Here is a 12797-nt window from a genome sequence, read left to right as displayed (position 1 = left end):
GACTTGGAGCGTCGCTCAGGGTTCCCCAGGGCACGCGCGGGCGCTCCAAGTGCCTCTACCGGTTATATTTGCGTTTGACCTTGCTGAATGCCTGCACACGACTTTAGACGTCGTGCCCGGGGTCTTGCTGATTAAAATTGTGGCAGTGCTTTCCAGCTGCCATGATTTTGCCGCAACGCTGACATTTCACCTTTTATCTCAAACTGTTAGACGATCACGGCAAATTTCGAAGCGTCGTCATCTTTTGTTCGCGGAATGGGAACGGAAGAGGTAGACGAGCATTGTTTTGCGACGCGTCAACCGATACGAGTCAAAAAATGACGCACTGCACCATAAATAATTGGCGGAGTAGCTGAAGTGTCACTTCTGCAAATCTACTGGCGAGCGCTCGGTTATCTAGCTGCCGACAGGAAACGCGTTGCGTTTATCTGCGGGGCGAATGTCGCGCTTGCCATTATCGCCATCCTCGAGCCGATCATGTTCGGCCGGGTGATCGATGCCATTTCGGACCGCGGCTCGGTATTCTCGACGCTCGCAATGTGGGCCGGCCTCGGCGCCTTCAACATCATCGCCTTCGTTCTGGTAGCGCGCGGCGCCGATCGCTTTGCCCACCAGCGGCGCAGCGAGGTTCTTTGCCAATCGTTCGAGCGCGTGATCACCATGCCGCTTGCCTGGCATCATCAGCGCGGCACCTCCAATTCCCTGCACACGCTCCTGCGTGCCGTCGAGACCTTGTTCAGCCTCTGGCTGGAATTCATGCGGCAGCATCTGTCGACCGCGGTTGCGCTGGTTCTGCTGGTGCCCACAGCGCTCAGCATGGATATCCGCATGTCGATGGTGCTGCTGGCGCTTGGCGCGCTCTATGTCGGCATCGGACGGCTGGTGATGCGGCGCACCAAGGAAGGCCAGGCGGCCGTGGAGCGGCACTACCACAAGGTGTTTGCGCATGTGACCGACTCGGTCAGCAACGTCGCCGTCCTGCAGAGCTACAACCGCATCGGCCATGAGACCGAGGCGCTGAAGCGCTACGTCAAGAACCTGCTCGACGCACAGAATCCGGTGCTCGACTGGTGGGCGATGGCCAACGCGCTGCATCGCCTGTCGTCGACGATTTCGATGATGGTGGTGCTCTTGATTGGCGCCTATCTGGTGACACACGGCCAGTTGCGCATCGGCGACGTCATCGCCTTTACCGGCTTTGCCACGCTGCTGATTGCCCGGCTCGACCAGATGTCGGCTTTCGCCAACCAGATTTCCGAGGCACGCGCCAAGCTCGAGGAATTCTACTATCTCGAGGACTCCGCTTCCGATGCCGCCGAGCCCGACGGGCTGCGCGAGCTCGTCAACGTCACCGGTCACGTGCGTTTCGAGAATGTCTGCTTCGAGTTCGGCAACTCCGGGCAGGGCGTCGACGACGCGTCGTTCGAGGTCCAGGCCGGCCAGACCGTCGCCATCGTCGGCCCGACGGGCGCCGGCAAGACCACGCTCATCAACCTTTTGCAGCGCGTCTTCACCCCGTCCAGCGGCCGTATCCTGATCGACGGCATCGACACCCGCACGGTGACCCGCAAATCGCTGCGCCATTCGATCGCCACCGTGTTCCAGGATGCCGGCCTGCTCAACCGCTCGATCGAGGACAACATCCGCGTCGGGCGTGCGGAGGCGACCTATGACGAGGTCCATGCGGCGGCCAACGCCGCCGCCGCGCAGGATTTCATCCTGTCGAAGTGCGAGGGCTACGACACGGTCGTCGGCGAACGCGGCGGACAGCTGTCCGGTGGCGAGCGCCAGCGCATCGCGATCGCCCGCGCCGTGCTGAAGGACGCGCCCATCCTGGTTCTCGACGAGGCGACCAGCGCGCTCGACGTCGAGACGGAAGACCGCGTCAAGGACGCCATCGACGAGTTGCGGCGCGGCCGCACCACCTTCATCATCGCCCACCGCCTGACCACCGTTCGCGATGCCGATCTGGTCGTGTTCATGGACAAGGGCCGGGTGGTCGAGATGGGTGGGTTCACCGAACTGTCGCTGCGCAACGGCCGCTTCGCCAGCCTGCTGCGCGCCGGCGGCCTGCTCAACGACGAGGAGGTCCGCCGCCTTAGCCGTCCGGTGAACGAAGCCGCCTGAGTGCTCTCCCTTCTCCCCTTGTGGGAACACAGTGGGAAGGCGGGCTATCGCAGGTGGAAAGCCGCGGCTTTCGCTCTACGATGGACCCCCACCCCTAACCCCTCCCCACAAGGGGGAGGGAGACTTCCGTTGGCGCTGACCTTTGCAAATTGCCTGCCTTTCGGCGCCAAAGCGGAAGTAAAGGCGGGCGGCAGCGTTCCCTCCCCCTTGTGGGGAGGGTTAGGGTGGGGGTCCATCTTCGCAAGAATCCAAATGCGATTGCCCCGCCGTTCACGGGGAGAACGGGAGACCCCGTACGCCGCCTGTGGTTGCCGCAACTCCGCCGGGGGTCTATGTAAAGCCGCATGAGCGACACGACTTCACGCCTCTCCGGCTGGATGGACCTTGCCAACCCGACGCGGTTCGTCGGGCTGGCCGACAAGGTCGTGCCTTGGCTGGCGAGCGTCGCCGCCATCGTCCTCGCTGTGGGTCTCTATATGAGCTTCACGGCGCCTGAGGACTTCCAGCAGGGCATCACCGTGCGCATCATGTATATCCACGTGCCTTTCGCCTGGCTTGCCATGATGTGCTACACGCTGATGGCGGTCTCGGCGCTGGGCACGCTGGTCTGGCGCCATCCGCTGGCCGACGTGGCGCTGAAATCGGCGGCGCCCATCGGTGCCGTCTTCACCGCCCTTGCGCTGATCACCGGTTCGATCTGGGGCAAGCCGATGTGGGGCACCTGGTGGGTGTGGGACGCTCGGCTGACCTCGGTCTTCATCCTGTTCCTGATGTATCTCGGCATCATCGCCCTGACCCGCGCGCTCGACGATGCCGGGCGCGCCGCCTGGGCCGCCGCCATCATCACCCTGGTCGGGTTCATCAACATCCCGATCATCAAATTTTCGGTCGACTGGTGGAACACCCTGCACCAGCCGGCGTCGGTGTTCCGGCTCGGCGGGCCGACCATCGATCCAAGCCTGTTGTGGCCCTTGCTGGTGATGGCACTCGGCTTCACAGTGCTGTTCTTCGCGCTGCATCTGACGGCAATGCGCACCGAGATCCGGCGCCGCCGCGTCATTTCGATGCGCCGGGTTGCCGCGAGGCAAGCCGAGCGTTAGCCAACCGACAGGATCAAGCCATACGTCCTCGCGCCTTGAGCGGCAGCGTCTCGATCACCGTCTCGCCTTCGATCAGATGCACCTCGTCGAACAGGTTGGTGACGACGCAGCAATGGTCGGGCACGACCCGCACGCGCTCGCCGATGCGAAGCTCGGCGTCGCCTGACAGCGTGACATTGCCGTGCTCTTCGCTGAGGCTGGTCACTCTTGCGCCTGAAATGCCCAGCAGCTCGCCGAAATCGGCGAGCCCCAGCGTGTCGCTAGACAGGGCCTTGCTGCCGGCGTCGAGTATGGCGCGCGTCGGCGTTGGACGGCTGACCACCGTCGACAGCACCGTCAGCGCGCAATCGTCGAGGCTGCCGACGCCTTTGGCGACCTGGTAGCGGTCGAGATAGATGTAGGTGCCGGGGCGGTATTCGGTAACGACGGAATGCTCGCCGGAACGCCACATGTCGGGCGTGCCGCCGCTGGAGATACGATCGCAGGCAAGGCCGGATGCGGCAAGCGCTTGCTGCGCATCGGCGAGCCACGCCTCGGTCTCAACGGCGCGGCCCGCCCCCGGGTAGGTCATCAAGCCGCCGAAGACGAGCCCCCGGACCTTGTCGATCTCGCTCGCCAGCGCGACTGCTTCGCCGGCCGACTGCACACCGCAGCGGCCCATGCCGGTGTCGCATTCGACCAGCACCGGCAGGCGGTGGCCGGGATCGGTAAAGGTGGCGGCAAGTCCCATCAGGGTGTCCATGCTGTCGGTCGTCACCGACAGGGTTACGCGGCCGTGCAGCGCCTTGAGGCGCCCCAGCTTGGCCCGCCCGAGGATATTGTAGGGCAGAAAGATGTCGGTCAGTCCGGCATCGGCCATGACCTCGGCCTCGCCGATCTTCTGGCAGGTGATGCCGATGGCGCCCGCCGCGACCTGCTTCTTCGCCCAATAGGGCAGCTTGTGGGTCTTGATGTGCGGCCGGAGCTTCAGCCCATGGCTGTCGGCATGGGCCTGCGCCCGCGCGATATTGGCTTCGGCGCGGTCGGCATCGATCAGGATCGCTGGCGTATCGAGGTCGTCTATGCTGCGCATGGAATGTCACCTTTGGGAATTTGTCGGGACTTATGGCCCTGATCGTCGCCGATGTCATGAGGCCAGAATGCGGTTTACGTCGACACCGGATCGGTGTTCGGTTATGCGCTGTAGGCGCCGCCTGAAGAAGGAACCACGATCATGAAACGCTCCGCCATCAACGACATCATCCGCGACGCCGACGCTTTCATCCGCTCGTTCGGCTACATCATGCCGCCCTTCGCCTACTGGACCCCGGAAGAGATGAAGGCGCGCCGGCAGGATTCGGCGGCGATCTTCTCTTCTCGGCTTGGCTGGGACATCACCGACTACGGCCAGGGCAAGTTCGACGACCTCGGCCTGTTCCTGTTCACCGTTCGCAACGGCCGCTACGAGGACATGAAGAAGGGCATGGGCATGCTCTATGCCGAGAAGATCATGATCTCGCGCAAGGATCAGCTTTCGCCGATGCACCGCCACAACATCAAGGCCGAGGACATCATCAACCGTGGCGGCGGCAAACTGGTGCTGGAGCTGTTCATGCATGATCGCGATGGCGGCATCGATCCGAAGGCCGAAGTATCGGTGCCTGTCGACGGAACCATCCACAGACTACCTGCGGGTGGGCTCCTGAAGCTCGACCCAGGCCAGAGCGTCACTTTGCTGCCGGGTGTCTGGCACGCCTTCTGGGCCGAGGGCAAGGACGTGCTGATCGGCGAGGTCTCGACCGTCAACGACGATCTCACCGACAACGTCTTCCGCGAGCCGATCGGCCGCTTCGCGGACATCGACGAGGACACAGCACCGCTGCACCTGTTGGTGTCCGATTATGAGAAGTGGGTGGGGTAGGGCAGGGTGGCGAGGAACACTTACGCTTGAGAGTGAAGGTCCTCGGCAATCAGCCGCTTCTGTCGCAAGTCGACCCGAGTCGTTGTGCACAGCTGATCCAGCGGCATTTTGACGTGGGCTTCGTCAAGCGGGATTAGCGCGTAGTAATTGCCCTCGCCGGGCTGTGGGATTGGCGCCGGGGCCGACTTGTCATCGTCGGAATCGACTCGTGAGGCAGCAATGATGACGCCTCGGGAATCGTATACCGCGTGAAGCGCTATTGGCATGTCTTGGCTCCTCAGGGAGAACTTATCGCCGCGAATCTTATTTGCATATCGTCTGATACGTTCGTCTGTATTACCTCGGTCTGGCCTGTCTCGTCGATGTAGGTATACAGGCTTTCCCAGCGCAAAGTGGCCGTGCGAAGGACGACTGCCGCACGTACCGAGTACCCCCAGTAGGCATCGCCTGTTCCGAGCTTCCAAAACCACACCATTTGGCTGCCAGCTCGTTGGAAAGTGGATTGAGTGACGAAAGTGGCCAAGGAAGTCTCCTTGCAGCTTGATTTCCGTAGAACCTGGAACTCTCGAGGAGTTTTCTCGCAACATCCGCTTGCGACTGCCAGAGGATAGGGAACACGAGCACCCTCGGAGGGAAAGGCATTTCAACCCCGCGAGACTGAATTTGCGGGAGAAGATGGCACCGGTCAAGCGTCAATCTTCGGTGGCAATGGGCTGCTGCGCACGCTTTTCGTGCATTTCCACTCCTGGTCTAACGCGCATGTTTGTCGGCCCTGCGGTTGCCCAGCAGCAGCTTGCGTTCGAGATGCGCCCGCAACTCCCCATAATACGCCGTCAGGAACGCGCGTGCGTCATGGGCTTGTGGTGCCGCGCCGATCTTGCGTCCGATCGTTTCGGCAACCGTCCGCAATGCGAAATAGTCGTCGCGGCGCAGCACTTCCTCGAGCTTGTGGAGTTCGGCAATTCCGTAGGCATCGAGCTGGGCGTGGCTGAACCGGAACGCGCCGGCCGCCGGATCCTGCCGTGCCGACAGGTCTTCAAGCAAGGCGCGCTTCGGCGCTTCGACCACCCAGGTCCCCGCCAACAGGTCGCCGATCCGCATGCGGTCTCGATTGAACAGCGGGAACAAGGCAAACAGCAGCGTCCACACCAGTCCGAACACGGTCGTCAGCGTGTCGGCGAGGTCGGTCCCGCTGCGTCCGGCGATGATCGACAGCGGCAGGAACACCTCGATCTCGCGCATCAGGTTGCGGGCTATCACCTGGTCGATCGACAGGCCGTCTCCGCTGCGCGACGCGACCCGGATGCCGACGATCCGCTTGCCGGGCGTAGACGCACGCCGGCCCGCTTCGAAGACGGTGAAGTAGGCGTTGCGAAGAAAGAAGATCAGGATGATCCAGACGACGAAGAGCGGCTGAAATCCCTCGCTGCCCAGGCCTCCCACCCCGAACAGCGCGACGATCGTGATCACGATTGCAGCTACGGCGATGAACACGACGTCGAGAAGGAAGGCGGCAGCCCGCGTGCCGGCGTCGGCCAACTTTATCCGGAGATCGACGCCTTCGGGCGTGATCAGCGGTCGTATAGCCGCGAAGGCAGCGCGTTTAACGATCGCCATGCCGCACCGCCCGGAACATATAGAAATAACCGATCCACAGCACCAGCATGCCACCGCCAATGGCGTAGCGCGTGACGTCGCTGGTGATGGTCTGCCTGCCAATGCCCTCGAGCAGCCCGGCAAACAGCAGCATGACCGAGACCCCGACCATGGCGTTCGCGGCGATGCGTCCGGCGCGAGCCGCTGCCGCCATTCGCGTCAATTCGCCGGGAAAGGCGATGCTGGTGCCGATGCGCATACCGGCCGCGCCGGCCAAAGAGATTGCGAGCAATTCGGTGGTGCCGTGGATGGCCAGCCAGCCGCCAAGCTCCATGCCAAGCCCCTTGGACCAATAGACTTGGAACAACGCCCCGATCATGCAGCCGTTGAACAGCATCAGCAGTACCGTCGGCACGGCGAAGGCAAAGCCAAGGGCGAAGGCCAGGATTGCGACCTGGACGTTGTGCGTGAACAGATAGGCGGCAAAGCCTGAGAGAAAGCCATTGTCGCCATCATAAAGCATGCTGCGCAGCAGTTCGGCCGAGGTGTCGGGGCCGCGGCCTCCTGCCAGGCCGGGCGGGATGATCGCGTCGAACCAGCTCTTGTCGGATGCCACCAGCCAGGCGCCTGCACCAATGCCGATCACCATAAGCGCAACCGAAACCAATGTCTCGCGCCACAGGTCGCGAATGGCTTCGGGCCAGTCGTGCAGGAAGAAATCGGCGAGGCGCTGCCGCAGCCCACGCCGCGCGCCGTAGAGATAGAAATAACCGCGCAACGACAGCGCTTCGAGATAGGCGACCAGCGCGTTGTCGAGCGATGTCGCCCGCGCCACCGAAAGAGAAGACAGCGCCGATCGATAGAGCAGGGGCAGCGACAGCAGCTCCTCTTCGGAAAGCGTCCGCGGCGCACGCTTCTCGACACGCGCGAGCAGCGCCTCGAATGCTTTCCAGTCGGCCTCGCGCTCGCGGCGGAAGCTGGCCAGCGACTGGCGTACCGCATCGCCGCCTACAGCATTGCCGGGCACTGGCGCCGTCACAGCAAATCCTCCTGCTTGAACTGCAGATAACGCTCGACCAGCGCCGGACCAAGCCGGGTATGGTCGGCTTCGATCACATGCGCCCCGAGCAGCCGCAGCCGGCCGATGACGACCTGCCTTTCGCGCAAGAGCCCTCCGGCAACGACCGCGCGGGCAACGTCCTCGCCGGAGCGTGGCGGCATGTCGGCCAGGCCCTCCAGTTCGGTGTCCTTCATCATCATGAACAGCACGAGATGCCGCTCGGTGAGCCGGCCCACGGTGCGCAGCATCAATTCGGCACTGATCGGATCGACGAAATCGGTGAAGATGATGACCAGCGAGCGGCGGTCGAGCCGCGCCGCCAGCGTCGTCAATGCCAGCGTGAAATTGGTCTCCTCGCTGGAATAGTCGATCTCGGCGGCCCGTTTCTGGATCATCGCAAAGCTGGCGGGGCCGCGTACCGCGCCGCTTGAAACGCGCGGCCTTGCATCGAAGCCGAACAGGCTGACCATGTCGCCGCCCTTCAGCGCGATGAATGCCGACAGCAAGGCGGCCGTCACCGCCCGGTCCACCTTCGGCACTCCGTCGACCGGCTCGCACATCAGGCGTCCGCTATCGATGGCCAGCACGATGTTGTTGTTCTCCTCGATGCGGAACTCGCGCGCCAAGAGCTTGCCGTGGCGGGCGCTGCGCTTCCAGTCGATCATCCGCCGGCCCATGCCCGGCTGGTAATCCTTGAGCGCGTCGAACTCGCGGCCTTGACCGGCGCGGCGCTGCGCATGGCCTTCGGCAAGCGCCGCATGTTGCAGCAGCGTGATCGCCTCGCCGCGGGCGCTGCTGACGTCGGGCAGCACCGCGACCTTGCTTTCCACTGGCAGCACGACCTGGTTCCAGACCAGCCCGAACGGCCCGCGCCAGCGCACCCATAGACGGTCGAAGCTGGCGACGCCGCGCCGCAGCGCCTGGAAGCGAAGGTCGAGCGACCCGCCTCCGGCCGTCGGCCGCAAAGTCCCACCGCTGCCGCTCACCGGCGCCAGGCGCGCATCATGTCCGACGCGAGCCTCCGCGGCGCGCGACCCCGAGTGACGGGCGGCGATTTGCACGCCGAATTCCCCGCCGACACCGACCTGCTGCGGCGCATCGATGCTGGCATTCAGCGATGCCCGTCCGTGTCCGGCCGCGGCATCCACCGCCAGGAAGGCAAGCAGCAGGCAACTCCACAGCAATCCCAGATACCAGAACGACGGCAGTGCCAGCGCGACCAGGAAGGCCGGCACCGCGCCGGCCGCTGCTGCCCATACCGCTCGGCCGCTGGGATAGATCAACGTGGTGCTTCCGTCTGGTCGACCAGGTCAGAGACGATCTGCTCGACCAGGCGGCCATCGATCTGGGCGGCAGGCGAAAGGATGACGCGATGGCGCAGCGCCGGCACTGCCAGCGCCTTGACGTCGTCGGGGATCACATAGGCGCGTCCGTCCAGCGCCGCCCGGGCACGCGCCGCCCGCGCCAGCATGGCGCCCGCGCGCGGGCTGGCTCCGACTTCCAGATCGGCATTTTCGCGCGTAGCCCGAACCAGCGCCGCTATATAGCCGACGACATCGTCGACGAGGGTGACGGAGCCGACGGTTGCGAGTGCCTCCTGCAGCGTCTCGCGGTCCGTCTGCGCCTTGATGCCATATTGCGCGATGTCGTGCGAGGCGGAGCCGCCGCCGTGATGGACGATAATGGCTCGTTCTTCCTCGGGGCCGGGATAGCTGACGCGGTGCTTGAACAGGAAGCGGTCGAGCTGCGCCTCCGGCAGCGGATAGACACCTTGGTGCTCGATCGGATTCTGGGTCGCGACGACCATGAAATTGCGGCCGAGCGAATGCGTGGTGCCGTCGAAGGTGACCGCATGTTCCTGCATCGCCTCGAGCAATGCGGCTTGCGTCTTGGGCGGCGTGCGGTTGATTTCGTCGGCAAGCAGAAGATCGCAGAAGATCGGACCGCGCGTCAGCGTGAACTGCCCGGTCTGGAAGTTGTAGATGTTCGACCCGACGATATCGCCGGGCATCAGGTCCGGCGTGAACTGGATGCGCCCGTAGGCGATCCCAAGCGCCTGGGCGAAGCAGCGTGCGGTCATGGTCTTGGCCGTGCCGGGAGGACCTTCGAGCAGGATATGCCCGCCAGCAAACAAGGCGGTCAGCATCAGGTCGACCGTATCGTGCTGCCCGGTGATCGCCTTGGCCACTTCTTCCCTGATCCGTGTCGCCAGGGCCTTCACATCATCGACGTTCACCGAGCCTCCTTGCCGTCCAGTCGTGCAGCCGCTCTGCCGCCTGTTGCATCTGGTTCAAATTCTTTGCCTCGCCAGCGGCTTGCGAGCGCATCGTGAATCCGTCGACTTCCTCCTTATCGCGAGAGTCGAGCCAGCGGTCGAGCGCTTTGCCTTGCAACCCTTGCGGTGCCCCGAGCAGCGCGCCGGCGCGCACCCGCATCAAGGCCGCATAGCGGCCTCCCAACTCGTCCAGCCGGCCGGCACGCCGCATGAGCATCGCCGTCGTATCGACCAGCGCACGCTTGCCGAAGGCAATCGCACGCTGGTCAGCGCGCGGCGGGCCGAACCGGCCAAGGCCATGCAGGAACGCCAGCGCCGCGGCGACCAGGATCGTCAGTGTCAACGCCAGGAACGGCGGCTCGACCAGGAGCTTGGCCAGATCATACTTTCGCCCCGCGCCGTGCAGCGTCAGATCGAACATGACCAGACCCTTGCCAGGCCGCAGCCATTGGATCAGGTCGCGCGCCGCGACCGCCTTTTCGGCATCCCCAAGCGCGGAATTATTGATTAGGTCGGGATCGGTCAGGATGAAAAAGGGTTTGTCTTGGAATTCGACGAGGACGGCCTTGCCGCTGCCTGCCGCAATGATCGGGTGATCGTCGGCAACCCATTGCATGTCTTGCGGCGCGGCGACGAGATGGCCCCGGATCTCGAGTTGCTCGACGGTGCTCCTGCCGACACCGAGCTTGGCCTTGACGATCCGGCCGAGCCAACCGTTGACTACGGTGTCGGGCAAACGCTCGATTTTCATCTTCCATCCCTCGTGCTGCTGGAGGGGCAAGGTCTGCCATTTGGGCAGCACGAAGAGAGTCTCGCGGTCATCGCGAAGCTCAAGAATGCGGTCAAGCGCCTCTTGGTCGCTGTCGGGCGAGATGGTGACGATCAGCAGTATATCTCTGGCAAGATCGTCTTCGGTCCGTGCCATCAAGGGCGCCTCGCCGGTAAGCCGCAGCCATTCCGCCAGACCGGCGTAGCCGACGCCGCTTTTCGATAGCGGCGTGGCGCCGCCATTGCCGGGCTGCCGGAAGTCGGGGGCATAGGTGGACAGCAGGAAGAAACCGGCTGCCGCAAGCAGGCTGGCGAAAATTCCCCAAAACAGTGTCTTTCGATTGAACGGCTCCTGTGCCTCGACCGCAGGTGCGCTCACGTCCAGGCATCCCGGAAGGCGAAACGTTCATAGGCGCCGCGTGCTTGCCGCCAGCCTTCCGCGCCGACCGGCCGGCGCGCGAACAGCGCCGCCTCGACAATGCGGGCGATCTCGGTAAACGCATGGCGTGCCCTTGCCGGCAGGGAAGGGGCGGCGGCGATGTCGCGCGCGGTCAGCGACGGGCGCAGGAAATCCGGCAGCCGTCCGGCAATATCGGCGACGCTGCGCCGAAGCAAAAGGTGAACCGCCTCGTCATAGTCGCCGCGCGCAGCCAGCGCGTCCGCTTCCGACAGCAGGACCTGCGCGGCGCCGGCGTCTGGGCGCCAGGTCTCTTCGGCTTCGGCCTCCGGCCGGGCGCGCTGCCAAGGCAGGCGCCAGGCGATGCCTTTCACCTCGAGGAAGACCAGAAGCAGGATGATTGCGACGCCCGATATCACCGCCCCCCAGAACAGATAGATCATGTATGGACCGAGCCACGACAAAAAATCCTGCAGCGGCTTCAGCCACTCGGGCGGCTTTGGCGGCACATAGGCCGGCAGGTCGAATTGGATCGACTCATCGGCGATCAGCTGCTTGTGCAGATTGGTCAGCCGTTCGGCTTCCGCTGTGCCTGGCTGTGCCAACGCCACCCGCTCCCCTGCAACCTGTGGTTCCCGGCCGACACTGACAATGCAGCGGAACAATTGCAAGTGGGCTGGACGGCGACCGTCAATCTTGGCAGATTTGCTGCCGGCGCGGCCAGCGATATGCGGCGGTGGGGCAGGGGGAAGCATCATGACGTCAATGACACTCGAACGGCCTGAGAAATTCCAGATTGGCAGGGTGTTCAACAATAGCTTTGCGGTCATTGGCCGTAATGCAGGGCTCTGCCTGGGGCTTGCCGCAGTATTTTCGGGCTTGCCGACACTTGGTTTTCAGCTTTGGGCTTTGAGTCGGCTCGCAACCGTTACCCCGGTGCCTGCCTCGATTGAGCCAATTTTCGTGTGGAGCTATTCCAACATCGCGATAGGCTTCGGGCTGGTTTCCTACATCCTTTCGTTGTTGCTCCAGGCATCGCTGGTGCGTGCAACCATCGAGGACTTGAATGGCAAGCAGCCTTCGTTCGGTGATTGCATCGCGAAAGCAGTCTCCTTTCTCTTGCCGACACTCGCGATTGCTCTGCTGGTCGGTTTGGGCGCGGGCATCGGTTTTATGCTGCTTATCGTGCCTGGCATCATTTTGGCGCTCCGCTGGTCGGTCGCAGTGCCAGCGCTGGTGCAAGAGCGACTCGGCGTATTCGGTAGCATGGCGCGCAGCCGCGACCTGACCAAGGGAAGCCGCTGGGCGCTGTTCGGCCTGTTCCTTATCCTGATCATCGCCGTGGTGACCATTCAGTTGGCGCTTGGCGCCGCAACCGCCCTGTTTGGAGGAGGGATGGTGGGTGCTGTGGTGGACGCATTGGTGACGAGCGTAACGTCGATGGTGATGTCGATTGCTACTGCGGTTAGCTATGTCGAGTTGCGTCAGGTCAAGGAAGGCACCAGCGTCGAAGAACTGTCGGAAATATTCTCGTAGCGGCAAGGGATCTGCCGCCTTCATCGCATCGGGAAGCC

Annotated in this window: 11 protein-coding genes; 4 read left to right on the top strand and 7 right to left on the bottom strand. The window is 63.6% G+C overall.

From position 1 onward, the window contains the following. Positions 1-357: 357 nt before the first annotated feature. Positions 358-2127, top strand: a complete 1770-nt coding sequence (locus NKH13_RS05435; protein ID WP_352911028.1) for a glucan ABC transporter ATP-binding protein/ permease — start codon at positions 358-360, stop codon at positions 2125-2127. A gap of 344 nt (positions 2128-2471) precedes the next feature. After that, positions 2472-3227, top strand: coding sequence for a heme ABC transporter permease (locus NKH13_RS05430; protein WP_352911025.1), 756 nt, complete (start codon positions 2472-2474; stop codon positions 3225-3227). Between the two features lie 13 nt (positions 3228-3240). On the opposite strand, the gene NKH13_RS05425 is transcribed toward NKH13_RS05430, so the two are convergent. Continuing rightward, on the bottom strand, positions 3241-4299 hold the full coding sequence (locus tag NKH13_RS05425) for a D-TA family PLP-dependent enzyme (protein ID WP_352714927.1): 1059 nt from the start codon (positions 4297-4299) through the stop codon (positions 3241-3243). 141 nt (positions 4300-4440) lie between these two features. Between NKH13_RS05425 and NKH13_RS05420 the strand changes: the two genes are divergently transcribed. Next, positions 4441-5127 (top strand): D-lyxose/D-mannose family sugar isomerase, encoded by a 687-nt coding sequence (locus NKH13_RS05420; protein ID WP_352714925.1) that lies wholly within the window; start codon positions 4441-4443, stop codon positions 5125-5127. Between the two features lie 750 nt (positions 5128-5877). Here NKH13_RS05420 and NKH13_RS05415 read toward each other — a convergent pair. The 6 genes from NKH13_RS05415 to NKH13_RS05390 all read right to left on the bottom strand — a co-directional run bounded on the left by NKH13_RS05415 (position 5878) and on the right by NKH13_RS05390 (position 11834). Continuing rightward, positions 5878-6666, bottom strand: coding sequence for an RDD family protein (locus NKH13_RS05415; protein WP_352911023.1), 789 nt, complete (start codon positions 6664-6666; stop codon positions 5878-5880). 64 nt (positions 6667-6730) lie between these two features. Continuing rightward, positions 6731-7762, bottom strand: a complete 1032-nt coding sequence (locus NKH13_RS05410; protein ID WP_352911021.1) for a stage II sporulation protein M — start codon at positions 7760-7762, stop codon at positions 6731-6733. Further along, positions 7759-9066, bottom strand: coding sequence for a DUF58 domain-containing protein (locus tag NKH13_RS05405; RefSeq protein ID WP_352911019.1), 1308 nt, complete (start codon positions 9064-9066; stop codon positions 7759-7761). Before NKH13_RS05405 ends, NKH13_RS05410 begins: the two co-directional genes overlap by 4 nt. Continuing rightward, on the bottom strand, positions 9063-10019 hold the full coding sequence (locus NKH13_RS05400; RefSeq protein WP_352911017.1) for an AAA family ATPase: 957 nt from the start codon (positions 10017-10019) through the stop codon (positions 9063-9065). Before NKH13_RS05400 ends, NKH13_RS05405 begins: the two co-directional genes overlap by 4 nt. Beyond that, positions 10006-11205, bottom strand: a complete 1200-nt coding sequence (locus NKH13_RS05395) for a DUF4350 domain-containing protein (protein WP_352911014.1) — start codon at positions 11203-11205, stop codon at positions 10006-10008. Before NKH13_RS05395 ends, NKH13_RS05400 begins: the two co-directional genes overlap by 14 nt. Next, on the bottom strand, positions 11202-11834 hold the full coding sequence (locus NKH13_RS05390) for a DUF4129 domain-containing protein (protein ID WP_352911012.1): 633 nt from the start codon (positions 11832-11834) through the stop codon (positions 11202-11204). The genes NKH13_RS05395 and NKH13_RS05390 overlap by 4 nt, the downstream gene beginning before the upstream one ends. Before the next feature lie 145 nt (positions 11835-11979). On the opposite strand from NKH13_RS05390, the gene NKH13_RS05385 reads away from it, so the two are divergent. Continuing rightward, the gene (locus NKH13_RS05385) at positions 11980-12759 is read left to right on the top strand and encodes a hypothetical protein (RefSeq protein ID WP_352911009.1); all 780 of its coding nucleotides are present in this window, start codon (positions 11980-11982) and stop codon (positions 12757-12759) included. Positions 12760-12797 lie beyond the last annotated feature (38 nt).

Source organism: Mesorhizobium sp. M1348 (assembly GCF_040317925.1).
In the GTDB taxonomy this organism is placed as follows: domain Bacteria; phylum Pseudomonadota; class Alphaproteobacteria; order Rhizobiales; family Rhizobiaceae; genus Mesorhizobium.
Note: the sequence above shows the minus strand (reverse complement) of the source record. Positions and strands in the feature narration are given on the sequence as shown.